Annotated in this window: 21 protein-coding genes; 11 read left to right on the forward strand and 10 right to left on the reverse strand. The window is 58.3% G+C overall.

All coding sequences use genetic code 11. The features are described from left to right. Positions 1-65: 65 nt before the first annotated feature. Entirely contained in the window at positions 66-920 is an 855-nt protein-coding gene (locus ACA059_RS11865; RefSeq protein WP_497633927.1) for a LysR substrate-binding domain-containing protein, read from the forward strand. Between the two features lie 137 nt (positions 921-1,057). Here ACA059_RS11865 and ACA059_RS11870 read toward each other — a convergent pair whose 3' ends face one another. Then, positions 1,058-1,207, reverse strand: coding sequence for a hypothetical protein (locus ACA059_RS11870; RefSeq protein WP_497633928.1), 150 nt, complete (start codon positions 1,205-1,207; stop codon positions 1,058-1,060). Beyond that, positions 1,186-1,557: a hypothetical protein gene (locus ACA059_RS11875; RefSeq protein WP_497633929.1), complete on the reverse strand. Its 372-nt coding sequence runs from the start codon at positions 1,555-1,557 to the stop codon at positions 1,186-1,188. The genes ACA059_RS11870 and ACA059_RS11875 overlap by 22 nt, the downstream gene beginning before the upstream one ends. 206 nt (positions 1,558-1,763) lie before the next feature. Between ACA059_RS11875 and ACA059_RS11880 the strand changes: the two genes are divergently transcribed. Then, on the forward strand, positions 1,764-2,480 hold the full coding sequence (locus tag ACA059_RS11880; RefSeq protein WP_497633930.1) for a hypothetical protein: 717 nt from the start codon (positions 1,764-1,766) through the stop codon (positions 2,478-2,480). A 149-nt stretch (positions 2,481-2,629) separates the two neighbouring features. Here ACA059_RS11880 and ACA059_RS11885 read toward each other — a convergent pair whose 3' ends face one another. Further along, positions 2,630-2,902: a hypothetical protein gene (locus ACA059_RS11885; protein ID WP_497633931.1), complete on the reverse strand. Its 273-nt coding sequence runs from the start codon at positions 2,900-2,902 to the stop codon at positions 2,630-2,632. Positions 2,903-3,208: 306 nt separating this feature from the next. Next, entirely contained in the window at positions 3,209-4,102 is an 894-nt protein-coding gene (locus tag ACA059_RS11890) for a LysR family transcriptional regulator (RefSeq protein WP_497633932.1), read from the reverse strand. A 96-nt stretch (positions 4,103-4,198) separates the two neighbouring features. On the opposite strand from ACA059_RS11890, the gene ACA059_RS11895 reads away from it, so the two are divergent. The 5 genes from ACA059_RS11895 (at position 4,199) to ACA059_RS11915 (ending at position 10,365) form a co-directional block, all read left to right on the forward strand. Continuing rightward, entirely contained in the window at positions 4,199-5,344 is a 1,146-nt protein-coding gene (locus ACA059_RS11895) for an alpha/beta hydrolase (RefSeq protein ID WP_497633933.1), read from the forward strand. A gap of 45 nt (positions 5,345-5,389) precedes the next feature. Next, on the forward strand, positions 5,390-6,601 hold the full coding sequence (locus tag ACA059_RS11900; protein WP_497633934.1) for an MFS transporter: 1,212 nt from the start codon (positions 5,390-5,392) through the stop codon (positions 6,599-6,601). Between the two features lie 350 nt (positions 6,602-6,951). Next, the gene (locus ACA059_RS11905) at positions 6,952-8,310 is read left to right on the forward strand and encodes an MATE family efflux transporter (RefSeq protein ID WP_497633935.1); all 1,359 of its coding nucleotides are present in this window, start codon (positions 6,952-6,954) and stop codon (positions 8,308-8,310) included. Positions 8,311-8,405: 95 nt separating this feature from the next. Further along, positions 8,406-9,095 (forward strand): phosphoribosyltransferase, encoded by a 690-nt coding sequence (locus tag ACA059_RS11910; protein WP_497633936.1) that lies wholly within the window; start codon positions 8,406-8,408, stop codon positions 9,093-9,095. Between the two features lie 238 nt (positions 9,096-9,333). Beyond that, positions 9,334-10,365 (forward strand): NAD-dependent epimerase/dehydratase family protein, encoded by a 1,032-nt coding sequence (locus ACA059_RS11915; RefSeq protein WP_497633937.1) that lies wholly within the window; start codon positions 9,334-9,336, stop codon positions 10,363-10,365. Here ACA059_RS11915 and ACA059_RS11920 read toward each other — a convergent pair. Together ACA059_RS11920 and ACA059_RS11925 are read right to left on the reverse strand one after the other, a co-directional pair. Beyond that, the gene (locus ACA059_RS11920) at positions 10,292-10,699 is read right to left on the reverse strand and encodes a MerR family transcriptional regulator (protein ID WP_497634658.1); all 408 of its coding nucleotides are present in this window, start codon (positions 10,697-10,699) and stop codon (positions 10,292-10,294) included. The genes ACA059_RS11915 and ACA059_RS11920 overlap by 74 nt on opposite strands. A gap of 158 nt (positions 10,700-10,857) precedes the next feature. Continuing rightward, complete coding sequence (locus ACA059_RS11925) at positions 10,858-11,613, reverse strand: SDR family oxidoreductase (protein ID WP_497633938.1); 756 nt, start codon at positions 11,611-11,613, stop codon at positions 10,858-10,860. A gap of 205 nt (positions 11,614-11,818) precedes the next feature. On the opposite strand from ACA059_RS11925, the gene ACA059_RS11930 reads away from it, so the two are divergent. Both ACA059_RS11930 and ACA059_RS11935 read left to right on the forward strand, forming a co-directional pair. Beyond that, positions 11,819-12,388 (forward strand): YceI family protein, encoded by a 570-nt coding sequence (locus ACA059_RS11930; RefSeq protein ID WP_497633939.1) that lies wholly within the window; start codon positions 11,819-11,821, stop codon positions 12,386-12,388. Positions 12,389-12,472: 84 nt separating this feature from the next. After that, positions 12,473-13,153, forward strand: a complete 681-nt coding sequence (locus ACA059_RS11935; protein WP_497633940.1) for a GNAT family N-acetyltransferase — start codon at positions 12,473-12,475, stop codon at positions 13,151-13,153. Between the two features lie 382 nt (positions 13,154-13,535). Here ACA059_RS11935 and ACA059_RS11940 read toward each other — a convergent pair whose 3' ends face one another. Beyond that, positions 13,536-14,216 carry a TetR/AcrR family transcriptional regulator gene (locus tag ACA059_RS11940; protein WP_497633941.1) on the reverse strand — a complete coding sequence of 227 codons (681 nt, stop codon included), beginning with the start codon at positions 14,214-14,216 and terminating at the stop codon, positions 13,536-13,538. A gap of 86 nt (positions 14,217-14,302) precedes the next feature. Here ACA059_RS11940 and ACA059_RS11945 point away from each other — a divergent pair, with 86 nt between their 5' ends. Then, positions 14,303-14,962, forward strand: coding sequence for an NAD(P)H-dependent oxidoreductase (locus tag ACA059_RS11945; RefSeq protein WP_497633942.1), 660 nt, complete (start codon positions 14,303-14,305; stop codon positions 14,960-14,962). On the opposite strand, the gene ACA059_RS11950 is transcribed toward ACA059_RS11945, so the two are convergent. After that, positions 14,919-16,040, reverse strand: coding sequence for a DmpA family aminopeptidase (locus ACA059_RS11950; RefSeq protein WP_497633943.1), 1,122 nt, complete (start codon positions 16,038-16,040; stop codon positions 14,919-14,921). The genes ACA059_RS11945 and ACA059_RS11950 overlap by 44 nt on opposite strands. Before the next feature lie 176 nt (positions 16,041-16,216). Then, positions 16,217-17,320 carry a polyamine ABC transporter substrate-binding protein gene (locus tag ACA059_RS11955; RefSeq protein ID WP_497633944.1) on the reverse strand — a complete coding sequence of 368 codons (1,104 nt, stop codon included), beginning with the start codon at positions 17,318-17,320 and terminating at the stop codon, positions 16,217-16,219. A 111-nt stretch (positions 17,321-17,431) separates the two neighbouring features. Between ACA059_RS11955 and ACA059_RS11960 the strand changes: the two genes are divergently transcribed. Continuing rightward, on the forward strand, positions 17,432-18,205 hold the full coding sequence (locus tag ACA059_RS11960; RefSeq protein ID WP_497633945.1) for a helix-turn-helix transcriptional regulator: 774 nt from the start codon (positions 17,432-17,434) through the stop codon (positions 18,203-18,205). 97 nt (positions 18,206-18,302) lie between these two features. Here ACA059_RS11960 and ACA059_RS11965 read toward each other — a convergent pair whose 3' ends face one another. Continuing rightward, positions 18,303-19,241, reverse strand: coding sequence for a class I SAM-dependent methyltransferase (locus ACA059_RS11965; protein WP_497633946.1), 939 nt, complete (start codon positions 19,239-19,241; stop codon positions 18,303-18,305). Between the last annotated feature and the right edge of the window lie 111 nt (positions 19,242-19,352).

Genomic DNA, 19,352 nt, shown 5'->3' on the forward strand with positions numbered 1-19,352 from the left:
TTGCAACATAGTTGGATTTGAAATATAAATCGTAAATTCACACTCAATTGATCACGTATAAAACTATGTTCGATGCTCTGCTGCTCAAGACATTTGTCACCGTCGTCGATGAAGACGGCTTCAGCCGTGCAGCTCAGAAGCTGCACCTGACTCAGTCGGCGGTCAGTGGCCACGTGCGGCGATTGGAAGAACAGATTGGTAAACCCCTGTTGACGCGCACCACCCGTTCCCAGCAACTGACTCCCGATGGCGAGCGCCTCGTCTCTTATGCGCGCACGATCCTCGCGCTGAACCGTGATGCCTGGACAGACCTGACACGCACGCCGTTTCACGGGCGGCTGCGGATCGGGGTGTCCGAAGATTTTGTCGAGTCTCGATTACTGCGCACTGTTCAGGATTTCGCAGCGCAGTACCCCGGGATGGAGATCGAGGTGCAGGTAAGCATTCCGGGTACGTTACTGGCGCTGATGAAGCAAGGGCATCTGGAGGTGGTCATCGGTTCGCTGTGCGAAACCAGCGAAGCGGGGCTGTTGCTATGGCAAGAACCGCTGGTGTGGGCCTGGTCGGCGCAACCCGTCGCCCGGTTACCCACGCCGTTGCCGCTGGCCCTGTTCCCCGAGCCGTGCCCTTATCGCGAGGCCGCGCTGACGAGGCTGGCGCAGGCGGGGATCGCCCAACGCACGGCGATGTTGTGCAGCAGCACTGCCGGGTTGCGGGCGGCCGCCCTGGCAGGCTTCGCAGTAGCGCCCATGCCACTCAGTCAGTTGGGGCAAGGATTGGCGGTTGTTGGGGTAGAACAAGGGTTGCCGGATTTGCCGGATGCGCAATGTCGGCTGTTCACCTCGCCTGACGCGGATCAGGCGATTGTGGCAGCGGTCACTCAGCTGATTGTGGAGTATTGCTCCACGCGCAGGGCCTGATTGTCATTTCAAGGGTCTGCTTGAACGTTTCGGGTAGCGACCTCTAATACGAGTCAGTGATTGCGAGCCCGAACAACAGCATTGCAGGGCCGCACCCGAAAGGTGGGGAGGCCGGCCAGATGATTCTCAGATTTATTTTACTGCGCACGTTTTATGGCACTGGCGAGCGCTGCGGCTTCGCTGCGTAACGCATCAAATCTTGTGTTCAACTCGACATACCCGGGCTTCCAGGCCCAAACACCATCGACGTGGTGTTGCCCAAGGATCAGGTCATTGAACGAGCCCATTCCGCCAAAGGCTGACAACAAGTATTCAACCCGTAGTAATCAGAGTTCATCAAGTGTGCCTTGGCTTTGCGCATCCACTGGCTCCAGTCAGTGGCTCCATCGCTTTCAAGTACGATGGCGAGTTGATCCAGAACATCGATCAATTGTTCAGTCATTTGACCCATTTTTGAGTTCATCCAAACTGTGGAACGATGGATTTTCGGCCATTGGGAAGTTGACCATGCGATGACCTCCGCTTCAGCCATTTGCGCACACAATCCTTGATTTCGCTCGGAGCTGGCAAGTCCGATGGATATTGGCGCACCTCTTTGTTTGCGGACACAAAAAACGGGCGCAGTCACGGCGCCCATTTTCGTTTATTCCGCTGCTTGAGCCCGTAAGCGCCGGCCGATCACGTCCATCAAGTCACAGCCATCGCGCAATGGCATTGCCAGCAGTTTGGAGAAGTCCGACAGCACTCACCGTGTCGCAACCGAGTTCGGCGCGGTAGGCGATGTTTTCCGGCCCTGTACTATCCTCCTCAGCTAACAGTCGAAGGTCATGGACAGGAACTCTAATGGACATCAAGGCGTTTTGTACTGCTCATAGCATTGATCTAGGTAACGCAGCAGTGTCGTTACAAGGAGGGAGTTTTAGTCTTGTTGAGCTCAAAACCTCTCCAGTCGCATTTCTACTTCTTGCAGAGGACGACTACGAGCGCGGTGGGCTTTCTGCATTGATAAACGCGACGACGAATGCAAAGCGAGCAATCGTTAGCCAGATGGATCAACTGCTGGTCTCATTTGGGTTTGGTTCATTTAGATGGGATGTCCCACGCAAAGTTGAAAAGCTGCTCGCCATGGGGCTTCTAGCTCCAACCCTGCTCCGGAAAATCGTCAAAATGCGTAACACGCTTGAGCATACATATCAGGCACCGAGCCTTCTGGACGTTGAGGAAGCAATGGATGTGGCAGCACTTTTCGTCATGTCGGCGACAGCGTTGTTTATCCCTTTTGAAGATGAACTGCAGTTTTCACTTTATGACCGGGTGGATTCCGAAATTCCGGCTAGGTACATACTCGTCGGACTTAACACGGAGGAAGGTGCGGTTTTTTACACGGCTTATGCGTATGAAACTGCATCACCTAGAGATGTATGCATAGGTGAGTGCAAAATCCAATCGGGCCACGCTCTATTCGATTCGATGGTCAAGCTGTCCGCTTCGTTGATGCTGCGATACAAGGTTGACCAAGCGCTTAAGGGCTTTGAAGAAACGTATGCAGCTTTGAAGTGAGTGCTGGAGGGCAGAGGATCGCCAATGCATTTGTTGGCTATCTGTCAGCTTTTGGCCGGGATTAATTATTCAGCCACGTGGTTTACCAATCTGTGCCACTCACGTTTCCGGACAAAAAAAACGGGCGCCGAGCGGGCGCCCGTTTTCATTTACTCCGCCGCCTGCGCCCTCAAGCGTCGGCCGATCACATCCATCAAGTCACAGCCATCGCGCAACGGAATGGCCAACAGTTTGGAAAAGTCGGATAGCACCACCGTGTCGCAACCGAGCTCGGCGCGGTAGGCGATGTTTTCCACAACCTGTGTGACCGTGCGGATGCGGTAGTCGGCCATGGCTTGCAGGACGTCGAGTGGGGCTTGGGTGTCGATGAGCAGGGAGGCCGGGATCAGGTCGATTCCGGTGAGGGGCATGTATCTTTCCATAGGTGAAACTCCGAATCAGATTTATGAGAACTGACCCGATCTGCAGGTCGCCAAACCTGGTCGCTGAGTGAGCGGCGGGGTGACTATAGATTTTTTCTCTGCATGGGGGATAGGAACGATTTCCGAGGTTGCTGTAGGACCGGTATGGAAAGCAGGTGTGATATTGGAGAGCACTTGGGCTCCCCAAAAAAACGCAGCATCGCGATCTTTGAAGGCAGGCAACTTTCGCCGGAAGTAGTCTTTGGCGAACGGCCGGTTGAATCCACAACCCATAGCAGACGTTGCAGCGCGTCGAGTCTAGAACGCTCAGCTTTTATATTTCAGCGCCTCCACCAATGCAGAAAAGGCGGGAGACGCCTGGCGTCTGTTGGGGTAATACAAATGGTAACCCTGAAACTCAGGGCACCAGTCGGCCAAGACTTCTTTGAGTCGGCCGTCGGCCAGATATGGTGCTACCAATTCCTCTGGTACGTAGGCCAAGCCAACGCCATCAACGGCGGCATTGAGTACATGCATGATGCTGTTGAAAACAAGTTGTCCATCTGCCTTGACGGTAAAAGCCTGGCCATTCCTTTCAAATTCCCATGCGTAGATCGCCCCTGATGGTCTGTGTCGGATATTCACGCAGTCATGCCCGGTTAACTCATGGGGGGTTGTTGGTGCCGGGTTGCGTTCGAAATATTCTGGAGAGCCCACCACAGCCAACCGCCAATCCGGCCCTATGCGAACGGCGATCATGTCTTTGCTGATCGATTCGCCCATGCGAATGCCAGCATCAAATCGCTCCTCGACCACGTTGGTGAATCCATAGTCGACGTAGAACTCCAGTGTGATATCCGGGTAGCTCTTCAGGAAGCTTGCAAGCATCGGCCGAATGCACAACTCAATCTGATCATCAGTACAGGAAATACGAATCGTGCCACTGGGCTTGTCCCGCAGCTCGCCCAGCGCTTCAAGCTCGGCGGTGATCTGATCAAAAAGCGGAGCGATCGAGCGCATCAATCTTTCTCCCGCCTCTGTGGGCGACACGTTGCGTGTCGTGCGGGCCAGCAGTCGTATCCCCAGTCTTTGTTCAAGTGCCCGGATCGTATGACTCAGCGCAGAAGGAGTAATGCCCAGTTTGGCGGCGGCTTTCGTAAAACTTTGATCTCGCGCCACCGCCAGAAAAGCTTGGAGGTCGTTGACTTTGGTATTGGCCATTACTGAGTTTTTCTCAAAACTACATGAAGATTACGCCTACTAATCAAGATATCTCTAATCCGTCAAGCTCTGTCACCTATCTGGAACGGAGTACTGATGATGAGCGAGACACCTGTAACCCTCCTTGAAGCTACAGAAGCCTTGGACTCTCAAGGGCTTGATCGGCGCGCATTTGTAAAGGCCACCGGCGTCAGCATTGCGGCTCTGGGCGTCCTTTCAGTCGCAGGCGGTTCTGCCTTAGCAGCTGACTCGAAAAGCGCTGTCAGCCCGCCGGAAGGCGCCGACAATTTTTACAAAAGCGACAAGGTCACCGTGCAAAAGGTGACCTTCAAGAACTCATACAATCTTCAAATTGTGGGCAATCTTGTAACGCCCAAAAATCTGGCTAGAAACGCTAAAGCGCCTGCAATTATCGTCGGTCATCCCATGGGAGCAGTCAAAGAGCAAAGCTCCATGCTCTATGCACAAAAGCTGGCGGAACAAGGCTTCATCACGCTGGCGATTGACTTGCCTTTCTGGGGAGAGAGTGAGGGCCTGCCTCGTAACCAGGTTGCCCCCGAAATGTATGCCGACGCATTCAGTGCCGCCGTTGACTACCTTGGCACGCGGGACTTTATCGATCGCAACCGTATCGGCGTACTGGGTATCTGTGGCAGCGGTGGCTTTGCCATCAGTGCGGCCAAGATGGATCTGCGTTTGAAAGCCGTGGCCACCGTCAGCATGTACGACATGGGCGCCGTCACCCGTCATGGTCTGAGGCACTCAGTGACTGTCGAGCAACGCCAGGCCATGCTCGCCAAAGCCGCCGAGCAACGCTATGACGAGTTCTCTACCGGAACATTGCAATTTCTGAACTATCTGCCTGCGCAGCCTGGCAAGGAAACCGACCCGGTAACTCGCGAGTTTTGGGACTTCTATCGCACGCCACGCGGCATCCATATCCCTCATGGCAGTACGTTGGAACTGACGCAAAATCGCGCCTTGACCAGTGAAGTCAGGTTCGTGAATTTCTATCCATTCAACGATATCGAAACGATTTCCCCGCGTCCGCTGCTGTTCATATCTGGCGATCAGGCGCACTCCAGAGAGTTCAGCGAGGACGCCTACCAACGCGCCGCCGAACCTAAGGAACTGGCCTGGGTTCCCGGCGCGGGTCACGTGGATCTGTACGACCGCGTGAACTTGATTCCCTGGACCAAGCTCACCGCCTTTTTTACCCGGCACCTGACGGTGGTTGGCTAAAAGGCCAGTGCTTCAGCCAACAACTATTTGATGAGAGGTTTTTGAATGACGGCTCAAGTATTCGACACCCCGGCAGGTGAGGCCCTCGGCACGCCGGGGACTGGGGAACTGCCGGCTTACTGGAGTGGCATCTTTGCGATGACACTGTGCGTATTCGCGCTGATCGCCTCGGAGTTCATGCCTGTCAGTTTGCTCACGCCGATTGCATCGGATCTGCAAATCAGTGAAGGACTGGCCGGGTATGGGATCGCCATCTCCGGCGCCTTCGCGGTGCTGACAAGCCTTTCGATTTCCAGGCTAGCGGGTTCAATGGACCGCAAGACGCTGTTGCTTCTACTGACCGGGATTATGTGTGTGTCAGGGCTGGTGGTCGGTCTGGCGCCGAACTATACGGTGTACATGATTGGTCGTGCGCTGATCGGCGTGGTGATCGGCGGATTCTGGTCGATGTCGGCGGCAATGGCCATGCGCCTAGTACCTGCCCATAGCGTGCCCAAGGCTCTGGCAATCTTCAACGGCGGCAATGCTTTGGCAACCGTAGTGGCCGCACCACTGGGAAGCTATCTGGGGAGTGTCATCGGTTGGCGGGGTGCTTTTTTCTGCCTTATTCCGGTAGCGATCATCGCGTTGATCTGGCAGTGGATCAGCCTGCCAGCTATGACGGCGGCGCCGCGCAAACCGGGCGCTGGCAATGTCTTCCGATTGTTTAAGAGCCCATTGGTCAGTTTCGGCATGTTGAGTGTGGGCATTTTCTTCATGGGGCAGTTTGTATTGTTCACCTATCTGCGCCCGTTCCTGGAAACCGTCACTGGTGTAGATGTCTCTATGCTGTCAATAATTCTGCTGGTCATCGGCGTGGCGGGTTTTGTCGGGACCATTCTGATCGGTACTTTCCTGAAAACCGGCATGTACCGTGTCCTAGTCTGCATTCCACTCTTGATGGCTGCCATTGCGCTTTCCTTGATTGTTTTTGGCGGGGGAGTCATGGCAGCTTTTGTATTGCTGGGGATGTGGGGTCTGATCGCGACAGCGGCACCTGTGGGGTGGTGGTCGTGGTTGGCCAAGGCTTTGCCCAACGATGCTGAAGCCGGTGGCGGCCTGATGGTGGCAGTCATTCAGCTATCCATTGCGCTGGGCTCTACCCTCGGCGGGCTGCTGTTCGACGGGAGCGGTTATCGCATGACATTTCTCGCCAGTTCTATCCTGCTGGTACTCGCCGCAGTGACGACCTTTTTCACATCGCGAAACCGGGTTTAATAGAAGGAAGATTTGAGTAAGGCAGGCAACTGTCCGCAATTTGTCAGATCGGATTTGATCCAACGTCCGCTATTCGCCCAGGTTGTGTAAAAACACATCCACGTTTTGATGGTCTGCGCTTCTCCGCAAAATCTGCAGTCGTTCGGGCCGTTCAGCAGATCTGGAATTTACGCAGGAGCACGATTTTTGGCTCAATTTAAGATACTGCCGGCGCTCAAAAACGTTTTTACACAGCCTCGGCCGAAAGCGAACATTACTCATGCTGTCCAAATCTGCGCAATCGAACGGGTGGTGCCCAGTCCTCTAGCGTAGAATTTGCAAACCGCGATCGCACCCGAGACGGACCCTCAATGCAAACCCCCACCACCCAACACCCACTCTGGAAAACCTACCTCCTTTTCCTGGCCCCCATGGTCCTCTCCAATTTCCTCCAATCCATGTCGGGCACCATCAACAGCATCTACATCGGCCAAATGCTCGGCACCCAAGCCCTGGCTGCCGTCTCGGGTATGTTCCCCATCGTCTTCTTCTTCATCGCCCTGGTCATCGGCCTCGGCGCGGGTGCGGGGGTGCTCATCGGCCAAGCCTGGGGCGCGCGTGAGCCGCATCTGGTGAAAACCATCGCCGGCACAACGCTGCTCTTGGGCGCAATGATCGGACTGACAGCAGCCGTACTCGGCAGCGTATTCGCAAGGCCCGCCCTGCAAGGCCTGGGCACACCGGCCGACGTTATCGACGACGCCGTGTCCTACGCCCACGTGATGATGTGGATCATGCCGTCGCTCCTGGTCTACGTGCTCTTCACCCAACTGCTGCGCGGGGTGAGCGATACGGTGTCGCCGCTGATTGCGTTGGTGGTGTCGACGTGTATCGGGTTGGCGCTGACGCCGGCGTTGATTCGGGGTTGGTTCGGGTTGCCGATGATGGGGATTCAGAGTGCGGCGTATGCGGGGTTGGCGGGTAATTTGTCGGCGATGGGGTGGCTGGCGTGGCGGTTGATTCGCAAGGGGCATCCGTTGGCGCCGGATCGGGAGATGTTTGCGGCGATGCGGCTGGATCTGGTGATTCTCGGCAAGGTGTTGCGCATCGGGCTGCCGACCGGGTTGCAGATGGTGGTGTTGTCGGTGTCGGAGCTGGTGATTCTGGCGCTGGTGAATCAGCACGGTTCGCAGGCGACGGCGGCGTATGGCGCGGTGACGCAGATCGTCAATTATGTGCAGTTCCCGGCGCTGTCGATTGCGATCACGGCGTCGATCCTCGGTGCTCAGGCGATTGGGGCAGGGCGGCTTGAGCGCATGGGGCCGATTCTGCGCACGGGGCTGTTGATCAATGTGTGCCTGACCGGTGGGTTGGTGGTGTTGGGTTATCTGTTGTCGCACTGGTTGCTGGGGTTGTTCCTCACGGATGATTCCACCCGGGCGATGGCGGAGCATCTGTTGCACATCATGCTGTGGAGTCTGTTGGTGTTCGGTTTCCAGGCGATTGTCGGCGGCATCATGCGCGCCAGCGGTTCGGTGCTGGTGCCGATGGCGATTTCGATTTTTTGTGTGGTCGGGGTGCAGTTGCCGGTGGCGTATGTGCTGGACGGGCACTTCGGGTTGCAGGGTGTGTGGATGGCGTTTCCGGTGGCGTATCTGGGGATGCTGGCGTTGCAGACGGCGTATTACAAAATGGTCTGGCAGCATCAGAAGATCGAGCGGTTGGTGTAGGCGGGCGGACTTGCTGTCGGCCACCTTCAGACTGACAATCTCTGGTGACCGTATGATGCGAACCGACAGGCGTGATCGCCTGAGGAGGTTTTCAAATGAGTCCCTCATCACCCACCATCCTGCAGGACCGGGCAGCAGCCGGGCGACGTCTGGTGGAACCGCTGCTCAAATACGCTCATCGCCCCGATGTCATCATCCTCGCCTTGCCCCGTGGCGGTGTGCCGGTGGCCTATGAAGTGGCCGCTGCACTGGACGTTCGTCTGGACCTGATGCTGGTGCGCAAGCTGGGTGTTCCGTCTCATCAAGAATTTGCCATGGGCGCTATCGCCAGCGGCGGCATACAAATCCTCAATGAACAGGCGCTGCGGGTTCATCCGATTGACCCGGCCACGTTCGATGACGTGGTCGCACGGGAAACCCGGGAGCTGCTTCGCCGCGAGCAGGTTTACCGGGGAACGCGCACGCCTGTGCAACTCAAGGATCAGGTGGTGATCCTGATCGACGACGGCCTGGCGACAGGCGCCTCGATGATGGCGGCGATCCACGCGGTGCGTGTGCACGCGCCGTCTTGCATCGTCGTCGCCGTGCCAGTGGCGCCGATTGAGACGGCGGAGGCGCTGCGCAGTGAGGTGGATGAGCTGATATGCCCGATCATTCCCGACTGGATGATGTCGATCAGTCGTTGGTACATGGACTTTACCCAGACCTCGGATGCCGAGGTCATCAGGCTGTTGCAGCGGGCGTGGCTGCGAGAGTCCAGCGCCACTCAGCAGCGTTCTGTGTGAGCGATGGGCTGCGGTTCGCAATGCGGCCCATTTTTTTGTTCGCTTGAAAGAGCCGGTGCGATTGCAGGCGCCAAGATCGCAGCCTTCGGCAGCTCCTACATTGGATCGGCGTACACCTGTAGGAGCTGCCGCAGGCTGCGATCTTTTGATCCGCTGATGCTTGACTCTGTCCCACGGGACAGAGCCTAAGGTCGTCCTCGCCAAAACGGATGTTTGTTCAAGCGAGGGGGACAGTTGTATGAGTCAGTTATGTCTGGTCACAGGCGCCAATGGGCATTTGGGCAATACGTTGGTCAGAGCCTTGCTCGATCAGGGTTACCGAGTCCGCGCCGGGGTTCGTGATGTGAACGATTCGGCAGCGTTCGAAGGGCTGGACTGCGAAAGGGTGTATGCCGAACTGCTCGACGAAGCGGCCATGCTCGAGGCGTTGAAAGGGGTCGACGTGCTGTTTCAGGTCGCGGCGGTGTTCAAGCATTGGGCGAGGCATCCGCACGCCGAGATTATCGAACCGAATGTGGAAGGAACACGCCGCGTTTTGCAGGCGGCGGCGAAGGCCGGGGTCAAGCGCGTGGTGTATGTCAGTTCCGTTGCGGCCATCGGTCAGAACGGGCAGAAGCTCGATGAAGAGCACTGGAATGACGAGGACGAGAATGCCTATTACGCGTCCAAGATTCTGTCGGAGCAAATGGCCTGGCGTACGGCGCAGGCCCTGAACCTTTGGATGGTCTCGGTGTTGCCCTCGGCGATGATCGGCCCCAACGCGGCCAAGCTGACTGACACCATGAAGTTTGTCGATTCGGTCAGGCGGCGGCAAATGCCTCTGGACCCGGGCTTTCATTTCAATTTTGTCGACGTGCGAGATGTCGCCCTGGGGATGATCCTCGCGGCAGAAAAAGGCCGGTCAGGGCAGCGCTACATTCTGGCGAATGAGTGGTCCTCTTCACTGGCCGAGATCATTGATGCCGCGAACGTGGTTTCACCTGGCTATCGCCCACCACCGCCAGCACCCAAATGGCTGTTGGTCGCGGTGGCGTGGATGCAGGAGCGTTGGGCCGGGTTGACCGGTCGGCCAGCCCAACTGTTGCTCAGTCAGGTCAGGATGTTCCACGGCGTCAAGCAGGAATACGCCATCACCAAGGCCAGGACCGAATTGGGCTTCCGTCCACGAGCGCCGGAAGTTGCCCTGCAATCGACGTTTATCTATCTAGGCCAGTGCTCGACGCATCGCTATGAGGCGTTATCACTGCGCCCGGTTCAAAAAGGCAATTGATCTCGCTTTTGAGTTCGCTGAGGTGATCAGCCAAGGTCAGCAAGTCGGCTATTTTCCCGAAGACTTGTTGGCGCTTGAGGTCGATCGCTTCGTTGGCCAGTTCCACGGGAAAGGCTTTCAGTGTGTTCTTTGCCGCGATGAGAGGCACCATCTCGGCGAGCTTGAAACCGGCGACCTGTGCCCGGCGGATCAGGCGCACGAGCGTGAGGTGATGTGAGGTGTAAACGCGATATCGACCCTGGCGATCCGGTTCCGGGATCAACCCCATCTGTTCGTAAAGTCGAATGGCTTTCGGGGTGCAGCCGGTGAGCCCGGCGAGTCTTCCAATGAACATCAGCAATCCTTCTCGCCATGCGAGTCGCTATCGAAAATCCGGGCGTCATCCTATCGCAGCCCGATTTGCTTGCAAGCCGTTGCCTGTGAAGAGCTGATACCTGAACGATGAGAGCGGGTTCAGTTTCGCTGAACCGGCTGATCATCATCGCCAGCGACTCAAGAGGGATGTGCGGCCTCTAGCCAATCTTCAAACCGGGTCGCTCCGACAATGGGGCTATCGCCTGGCGTGAGGGACTTGTCATTGATCGGGGCGCCAAAGTAAGGAACCGTGTCATCCGGGACGGCTTCGCGCGGGTCCTTGGTGTGTTTCAGGTACTCACTCACAAACTCGACAATGGGTTGGCGATCCGGCCCGGCCACTTCCACGGTCTGATTGATCGGCGGTTTTTGAGCGATAGCCGTCAGTGCGGCCGCGACATCGACCGAGGCCACCGGTTGCAACGCGGCGGACGTTAAATGGATGGTGTTGCCGTCCTCGCGACCTGAGTAAGCAATGGCACCAATGAACTCGAAGAACTGTGTGGCCCGCAGGATGGTGTAGGGAACGCCTGACGCCTTGATGAGTTTTTCCTGGGCCATTTTGGCCCGGAAGTAACCACTGTCGAGCATCCGTTCGGTGCCGACGACTGACAGGGCAACATGGTGTTGGGTGCCGGCTACCTTCTCGGCAGCGAACAGGTTATGCCCGGCGGTCTCAAAGAAATGCAACGCCGCATGATCCTCAAATGAGGGGGAGTTGGCCACGTCGACCACCACGTCGGCGCCCTTGAGCGCGTCCGCCAGGCCTTCGCCGGTGATGACGTTGATGCCGGAACTCGGTGACGCTGATATGACTTCATGCCCCAGATCCTGGAGGTTCTTGCAGACTTTGCTGCCGATCAGCCCGCTTCCTCCAATGATGACGAATTTCATGGCCGGTCTCCCGATGCGGTGAGTTGGGACAGTTATTAAACACCCTGACAGCGGCCGTATCGGGCGGTCCTTCGCGTTGCCAGACAGGTGGTCGGAAGTCTGAGCGGCAGGTGGAATTAACGGCATTTGTTTGCTTTAGTCCACCTATCGCTGGCATACCTGTACGGCGCCTCAGCTCATGACGGGAGCCCAACCGGAGAATCCCATGAAACACCGATTCCCGACCTGCGCCGTGCTGGTGGCCGCCCTTGCATTCGGCGCGTTGCCTTGTGTCCAGGCGGTCGAATACACGCAGGTCAATGAAACCGCCAGCACGATCTCCTTCACCTATAAACAGTTTTCCTCGCGGGTGTACGGTACGTTCGGCAAGTTCGAGGCCACGCTTGATTTCGACACGGCGAACCCGTCGGCAGGCCGGGCCGCGCTCACCATCCAGCTCGACAGCATCGACGCCGGAAGCAGCGACGCCAACAGCGAGCTGCAAAAACCAGCCTGGTTCGACACGGCAACGTATCCAGTGGCGACGTTTGAATCGACCGGCGTGAAAGTACTGGGCGACAACCGTTACTCGATCACCGGCAAACTCACGCTCAGGGGGATCACGCATGTCGTGGAGGTACCGGTGCTCCTGAAGGCCGAAAACGCCATCGGGATTTTCGATGGCCAGTTAACGCTCAAGCGCAGCGACTTCAAAGTCGGTGAAGGTGAATGGGCCGACGGTGTCGTCTCGGACAAGATCAATATCCGGTTTCGGATGGTTGCGCCGGAGCAGTAACTCGGCCAGGCGCGCATGGCGTCGGTTATGATAGGCACGCCCGCGAACACACTCTTCACGTCCGCCCCAGAGTCAGAGCCACGAATGCCCCAGATCACCCAATTCAAAACCCCGTGCCCCGAGCACATCAATAGCCAGATCCTGCAAATGGTGGTCGATTACCTGACCGACATCAGCATGGTCGCTATCGCGCCGAGCAACCTGTTGTACAACGTGTACCAGTACGCGATCGGCTATGAGGTTCACCTCTATCTGGAAGCGTTGAACGGGGCGAAAGGGATTGCGGTGGAGTTGCTCGTCGCGACCGACGAAGACGACCCCGAGAAGGTTGTCGGCTTCTTGCTGTACCTGCCGGTCAAGGACGATCCCGATGCGTGCGGTGTTGCGTATATGGCGGTGAGTGCCAGCCATCGACGCCAAGGTATTGCCCGGCGGATGCTGGGGGAGATGGTCGGCCGCTATCCTCATGCCGAGCTGACGTGCGCGGTGGCCAAGGTTCCGTATTTTGAGGCAATGGGGTTTCAGGTAGTGGGCGTGCGCGCAACTCAAGTGCTGATGAACACCCGCGATCACGGCAGTGATGGCTTGATGGCCGTGCTGGACGTGGCATCGATCTACAGCTCGCTGGAGGTGCGACAGATTCATACGTACCTGCTGCAAAAACACGGCAAGCGGGCCATGCTCGATGCGGAAAAACAGCGTGACCGGCATCTGGACCAGATGACGCGCAAGGCGAATGAGTTTGTCCGGGAGCGACTGGGGTGAAGTGAAACGTTAGACCGCATTCGTCCAGGCAACTCGGTCAATTGTGGGAGCGAGCTTGCTCGCGATAGCGGTTGATCATTCAACATCAATATGGACTGATCCGCCGCCATCGCGAGCAAGCTCGCTCCCACAGGGGATTTTTTTTGTCTTTTAGATAGCGCAAAGCCCGGCCAAATGCCGGTTTTTTTTGTGTCTGGAATTCGTGCAGATAAAAAAGAGCCTCAAAGCTCTTTGATGGGGAGGAAGTAGAGCCCTCGAGGCTCAAGATGCGCATGAAACAAGTGGTGAGCTTGGTAGGGGTTCATTTCACTCACCTCTTACGCAACGGCTTGAGCAAACAAGCGGCTGCGTAGAATCATCGTAGAAAGTTGGGGGTTGGCGCTCAAGTACCGCTAGTCGAATCCATCATTGCGGCGTCAGTTTCCGCGATGTTTCCAGCGTCGCCACGGGCACTTCTTTCGACCATCGCGATGATGGTTTCATACAGTTCGTCCTGTGCCTGCACGGCGCTGATTTCTCCATTCGCCGCGGCGTGTGACAAGGCTTCCGCCGCACCGAGCATCGCCCGCAATCCCGCTGCCTTGATCTCACCCGCGCCAGCAAAGGGGGCGAGGGCGGCTCGGCATTTGTTCAGGAAAATCGCTTCGTATTCACGCTTGATCTTCTCCAGTTCCGGGGAGCTGGCCAGTGCCGCGATGACGCCGGGAATCTCGTTGCCCTGAAGCAGCACGCAGTCGACATATGACGAAGCGATCACCCTGGCGGTGCCGGGTAAAGTCGGTTCGCTGCTCTGAAGCGCAGCATCCATCAGCGCTGTCTGTCGAGCGTCAAAGTCCTGATAGAGCGCCGCCAGTAACCCGGGTCGTGTCGTGAAGTGATCGTACACCACCGGTTTGGTGATCCCGGCTAGCTCGGCAAGGCGCCCCAATGTCAGCGCGTCCGTACCTTCTTCCCGAACGAGTTGCCAGGCGACGTCCAGCAACTGGCGTTGGCGGTCCTCCCGGGACATTCGTCGTCGCGGTTGCGGCGTGGAATCTTGCGCGTCTGTTTCGGTGGTTGACATGGCTATGTACCAAAAGTAACTTAATGATCGTAACTTACCAGGAGTATATAAGGTCCGCCTTGTGCTCTCAATCAGGAGTTTCCAGCATGCACGCGCTTATCGTTGTGGCTCATCACGATCCTCGTTCGCTTACCCATAGCCTGGTTGCGCAAGTCGCTCAGGGCATAGCCCTGGACGATCCCGGTCATACCGTTGAAATCGCCGACCTCTCAGCCGAAGGGTTCGATCCGAGGTTCAGCGTCGCTGATCTGGCGGTGCATCACCGGGAAGCGCCGCCCCCTGCTGATGTGATTGTCGAGCAAGCGCGGGTAGACCGCGCCGATGCGCTGGTGCTGATTTATCCGGTCTACTGGTGGTCGATGCCGGCGTTGCTCAAGGGCTGGATTGATCGGGTGTTCGCCAACGGCTGGGCGTTCGATTTCACGGCGGATGCCAAGCTGGAGAAGAAGCTTGGTCATCTGCGGGTTCACCTGATCGGTGTGGGCGGTGCCGACGCTGCAACCTACGCCCGGCACGGTTATGCCGAGGCTATGAAGACGCAGATTGACCATGGGATTTTTGATTATTGCGGTGCTCAGGTGGTGACGTCCGAGCTGCTGCTCGAATCGGAAATTCAGGACCCAGCGGTGCACCTGGACGCCGCGAAAAGCCTCGGTCGCGAGCTCTTTGCGGCATCCAGACACCTCCATCCTGTTAGCCCTGTTAGCCCTGTTCACCCGGCCAGCCCGCCCGACGCAAGGCGTTGAGCAGCGTCCCGGCGTCCAGTCCTGGCGCCGCATGGCCATTGCCTTCGGCGGTGTCGGAGGCCAGCAAGGCATTGATGATTGCTTCTTCTACGGCTTCGGTGGCGGCCAGGAACAACTCGCTGATGTGGTCGTTGTTGACCATGCTCAGGTTGTCGGTGGTCGGCGCACGTTTGCTCTCGTAAGCGGCGGGCGGCACGTGCTGGTTGCCGGTGGCGAAGGCGATGAAGATGTCACCGCTGTGGTCTTCATTGCCGCCGCCGGTGCGGGCAAGACCGAGGCTGGCGCGCTGCGCGAGGCGCGTGCACTGGTGCGGCAGCAACGGTGCATCGGTGGCCAGGCAGACGACAATCGAGCCCATGCCCGGATGCGGCAAGGACGCCTTGAGGAACGGCGAGTCGGCCTTTTCCATGTAGCGCCCGACCGGGTAACCGTCAACGCGCAGTTCGTTGCGGATGCCATGGTTGGCCTGGACGATGGCGCCGACGGTCCAGCCGCCCTGAGCACGGTTCAGCTGCCGCGAAGCGGTGCCGATTCCACCCTTGAATTCGTGGCAGATCATGCCGCTGCCACCGCCGACGGCGCCTTCGATCACCGGACCGCCCACCGCCGTGCGCAGGGCTTCGGCCACATGTTCAGGCTTCACGTGGAAACCGTTGATGTCGTTGAGCAGACCGTCGAAGGTTTCCAGCACCACTGGCATGTTCCAGTAGAGTCGCCCGTCATCGGGCTGGTTCTGGCGATCCAGTGTCACCAGCGCATCGCGCACCACACCCAGGCTGTGGGTGTTGGTGAAGGCGATCGGGCTGGTCAAAAGGCCTGCTTCGCGAATCCATTCAAGACCGGTCGCGTCGCCGTTGCCGTTGAGCACATGGACGCCGGCAAAGCACGGTTGCAGGCTGGTGGAACCGGCACGCGGCTCGATCACGGTGACGCCGGTCAGGATGTCGCGGCCGTTGGCGGTGCGTCCTCGCACATTGCTGTGGCCGACCCGTACGCCGGGCACATCGGTGATGGCGTTGAGCGGGCCGGGTTGCAGTTGGCCGAACTGGATACTCAGGTCGCGGGCACGTGGCTTCATCGTTTCTCTCATCTTCAATTCGTGGCAGAAAAAAGGGGTACTAACCCTATCCAATCAAGGCGCGAACCCTGTGGGAGCGAGCTTGCTCGCGATAGCGGTGGATCAGTCGCCATCAGTGTTAAATGTGATGGCCTCATCGCGAGCAAGCTCGCTCCCACAGGTGTCTCACATCAGGCTTACTGACCGTTTTTGACTTTGCTCCAGATTCGCGTCCGCACGCGTTCGGTGGCGGGCGGCAGAGGCTGAAGGGTGAATAACGTGGCCATGGCTTCGGCCGACGGATACACGGCAGGATTGTTGCGGGTCGCTTCGGCCACCAGTGGCGTCGCGCTGCGGTTGCCATTGGGGTAGGAGAGGTGATCACTGACCGGCGCGATGACTTCGGGGCGCATCAGGTAGTCGATGAAGGCCAAACCCTGTTCCGGGTGCGGCGCGTCCTTGAGCAACACCAGGGTGTCGAACCACACCGGCGCGCCTTCCTTCGGCAGGCTGTAGGCGATCTTCACGCCGTTGTTCGCCTGCTCGGCATTGGTCTTGGCTTCCAGCATCGCGCCGGACCAACCCACCGCCACGCAGATGTTGCCGTTGGCCAGGTCGCTGATGAACTTGGACGAGTTGAAGTAGGCGATGTGCGGACGCAGCTTGAGCAGCAGCGCTTCGGCCTTCTTGTAGTCCTCGGGGTTGGTGCTGTTAGGTGGCAGACCAAGGTAGTGCAGGGCGACCGGCAGCATCTCGGCCGGCGAGTCGAGCATGGCCACGCCGCACTCGCCGAGCTTGGCCAGGTTCGCTTCGTTGAACACCAGGTCCCAGGAATCCACCGGCGCCTTATCGCCCAGCGCGGCGCGGACCTTGTCGATGTTGTAGCCTATGCCATTGGTGCCCCACAGATACGGCACGGCGTATTGGTTGCCCGGATCGTTGTTGGCCAGTTTCGCCAACAGATCAGCGTCCATGTTTTTGAAATCGGGCATCTGAGCGTGGGGCAGAGGCGCAAGGGCACCGGCCTTGATCAGCGTCGGCAAGCTGAAGTTGCTGGCCACCACCACGTCGTATCCGCTGCGGCTGGTGAGCAATTTGCCCTCCAGAACTTCGGCACTGTCGAAGGTGTCGTAGACCGGCGCGATCCCGGTGTCACGCTTGAAATCCTGCAGGGTCGTGGGGCCTATGTAGTCATACCAGTTGTACACGTGAACCGTCGGGCCGTCGGCGGCAACCGCCGATAGCGAGACTGACAAACAGGCGCCCAGTCCAAGATTGAAATGCGAACGGTGACGACTCATGATGCGGCACTCCTGGCCTGCTGCAGGCCGGTGATGATCAGGTGCTTGCAGCGTATCGGCAGGGAGTGGACTCACCCATTCCCATCATGGGTTACTCGAAAGGGGTAGGGCGTGGACGCGTTGTTGAAAGAGTTACCGGTGCACCAGGGGCTGGCGCGGGTATTTGGTGCCTTGGGGCAGGACGGGTTCTGGCGTGCGCTGGTCGACACGCTGCGGCTGCTGGTGCCGATGGACAACGCACTGGTCGCGGTAATGCGGGCCGGGCGGGTGCCGCGTCTGCTGATCGATTTCGACTCAAAGGGCGGTGCCAGCGAGCATGAAGAACTGGCGGATTACAGCGCCGGCATGTACCTGCTCGATCCGTTTTATCAGGCCGCCTGTGCCGGCATTGCCGACGGTTTGCACAGCCTCGAATCGGTGGCCCCCGACCAGTTCCAGCAGAGCGAGTACTACCTGAGCTACTTCCGCACCGTGGTAGGCGGTGATGAGTTGCAGTTCATGGTCAACATCGATGGCGCCGTGCTCGGTTTGTCGTTGGGACGCTCGACTCGATTCACGCTTGAGGAACAGGGCCGCCTGCTTTGCGTGCGCGATTGGGTGCTGGCGGCGATGCGCCGTCACCTGCAATTGATGCCTCTGGAAGGACCGGCCGCCGAGGCGGTGGCCGGGGATCTGGCGACCCTGCTGGATCGTTTCGACGCGCGCCTGTCGGTGCGGGAAATCGAAACGGCGCGCCTGATTCTTCAGGGGTTCTCAAGCAAGGCCATCGCCCAGCAGATGGGCATTTCCCCGGAGACGGTGAAGGTGCACCGGCGCAATCTCTATCACAAGCTCAATGTGAATGGGCATGGTGAGTTGTTTGCGTTGGTGTTGCAGCCGCGTTGAGATCAAGATCAACAGATCGCAGGTTTCGCCAGCTCCTGCGTTGGGATGGCGTACACCCTGTAGGAGCTGGCGAAGCCTGCGATCTTTTGATTTTCAGCTAACCCAGCCTGAACACCAACGCCTTCAACCCGCATTCAACATCGGCGTCCGGAAACTCCGGCGGATTGTCCAGCCGTTGCTCGAAACGCAGGCTCGGTGCTTCGCGGGTGACGCCGTCGATAAGGAAGTCCGCACCGAACGCCGGATCGTTCATACACGCCAGAACCGTACCCTGAGGGCTGAGCAATTCCGGCAGTCGGCGCAGCACGCGCTGGTAGTCCTTGGTCAGCAGAAAACTGCCTTTCTGAAAGGACGGTGGGTCGATGATCACCAGGTCGTAAGGGCCCTTGCCGATCACCTTGCCCCAGGATTTGAACAGGTCATGACCGAGGAACGTCACCTTGCTCAGGTCGTGGCCGTTGAGCCGGTGATTGTCGCGACCACGACTCAGGGCCGGGCTGGACATGTCCAGATTGACCACGTGCGTCGCACCCCCTTCGATGGCCGCCACCGAGAATCCGCAGGTGTAGGCGAACAGATTCAGCACGCGCTTGCCCTGAGCGTTAGCCCGCACCCAGTCGCGGCCGTAACGCATGTCGAGGAACAGGCCGGTGTTCTGTTTGCGACCCAGGTCCACGCGGTAATGCAGGCCGCCCTCGGTGATCGTCATCTCGTCGATCGCATCCCCCAACAGCCACTCGGTGGTGCTTTGCAGCAGGTAGCGATGTTGCAGCAAGAGCGTATGCGCGCCGGATTGCGTCCACGCAGGCGATTGCGTGAGGTCCATCAGCTTCTGTTTCAACGCTTCCAGCTGCGACGCTTCGGGTTCCTTGAACAGCGACACCAGCACCACGCCCTGCAACCAGTCGACCGTCAATTGCTCCAGCCCCGGCCAGCACCGGCCCCGGCCGTGGAACAGCCGGCGGGTTTCTGCGGGGGCAGTTGCCAGGGCCGTCAGTAAATGGTCGTGGAGGGTGGAGAGGGCGTCTGAGTTCATCGGGCAACGTCGGCAATTTGGAGGGGCGGCATTTTAACCACAATTGCGCTGCAAGGACCGCTGCAGGGCGCAGAGAGTTATCACGTTTAATTTAACTTTACGTGAGGATTT

Source organism: Pseudomonas sp. LBUM1647, assembly GCF_059716175.1.

Excerpts from the sequence above, each read along its gene's own strand:
- ACA059_RS11930 (WP_497633939.1), top strand. The coding sequence starts at position 11,819 with ATGAAACACCGATTCCCGACCTGCGCCGTGCTGGTGGCCGCCCTTGCA.
- ACA059_RS11945 (WP_497633942.1), top strand. The coding sequence starts at position 14,303 with ATGCACGCGCTTATCGTTGTGGCTCATCACGATCCTCGTTCGCTTACC.
- ACA059_RS11885 (WP_497633931.1), bottom strand. The coding sequence starts at position 2,902 with ATGGAAAGATACATGCCCCTCACCGGAATCGACCTGATCCCGGCCTCC.
- ACA059_RS11870 (WP_497633928.1), bottom strand. The coding sequence starts at position 1,207 with ATGGGCTCGTTCAATGACCTGATCCTTGGGCAACACCACGTCGATGGT.
- ACA059_RS11955 (WP_497633944.1), bottom strand. The coding sequence starts at position 17,320 with ATGAGTCGTCACCGTTCGCATTTCAATCTTGGACTGGGCGCCTGTTTG.
- ACA059_RS11890 (WP_497633932.1), bottom strand. The coding sequence starts at position 4,102 with ATGGCCAATACCAAAGTCAACGACCTCCAAGCTTTTCTGGCGGTGGCG.
- ACA059_RS11910 (WP_497633936.1), top strand. The coding sequence starts at position 8,406 with ATGAGTCCCTCATCACCCACCATCCTGCAGGACCGGGCAGCAGCCGGG.
- ACA059_RS11900 (WP_497633934.1), top strand. The coding sequence starts at position 5,390 with ATGACGGCTCAAGTATTCGACACCCCGGCAGGTGAGGCCCTCGGCACG.
- ACA059_RS11895 (WP_497633933.1), top strand. The coding sequence starts at position 4,199 with ATGATGAGCGAGACACCTGTAACCCTCCTTGAAGCTACAGAAGCCTTG.
- ACA059_RS11880 (WP_497633930.1), top strand. The coding sequence starts at position 1,764 with ATGGACATCAAGGCGTTTTGTACTGCTCATAGCATTGATCTAGGTAAC.
- ACA059_RS11905 (WP_497633935.1), top strand. The coding sequence starts at position 6,952 with ATGCAAACCCCCACCACCCAACACCCACTCTGGAAAACCTACCTCCTT.
- ACA059_RS11965 (WP_497633946.1), bottom strand. The coding sequence starts at position 19,241 with ATGAACTCAGACGCCCTCTCCACCCTCCACGACCATTTACTGACGGCC.
- ACA059_RS11875 (WP_497633929.1), bottom strand. The coding sequence starts at position 1,557 with ATGGGCGCCGTGACTGCGCCCGTTTTTTGTGTCCGCAAACAAAGAGGT.
- ACA059_RS11865 (WP_497633927.1), top strand. The coding sequence starts at position 66 with ATGTTCGATGCTCTGCTGCTCAAGACATTTGTCACCGTCGTCGATGAA.
- ACA059_RS11935 (WP_497633940.1), top strand. The coding sequence starts at position 12,473 with ATGCCCCAGATCACCCAATTCAAAACCCCGTGCCCCGAGCACATCAAT.
- ACA059_RS11915 (WP_497633937.1), top strand. The coding sequence starts at position 9,334 with ATGAGTCAGTTATGTCTGGTCACAGGCGCCAATGGGCATTTGGGCAAT.
- ACA059_RS11950 (WP_497633943.1), bottom strand. The coding sequence starts at position 16,040 with ATGAAGCCACGTGCCCGCGACCTGAGTATCCAGTTCGGCCAACTGCAA.
- ACA059_RS11925 (WP_497633938.1), bottom strand. The coding sequence starts at position 11,613 with ATGAAATTCGTCATCATTGGAGGAAGCGGGCTGATCGGCAGCAAAGTC.
- ACA059_RS11940 (WP_497633941.1), bottom strand. The coding sequence starts at position 14,216 with ATGTCAACCACCGAAACAGACGCGCAAGATTCCACGCCGCAACCGCGA.
- ACA059_RS11920 (WP_497634658.1), bottom strand. The coding sequence starts at position 10,699 with ATGTTCATTGGAAGACTCGCCGGGCTCACCGGCTGCACCCCGAAAGCC.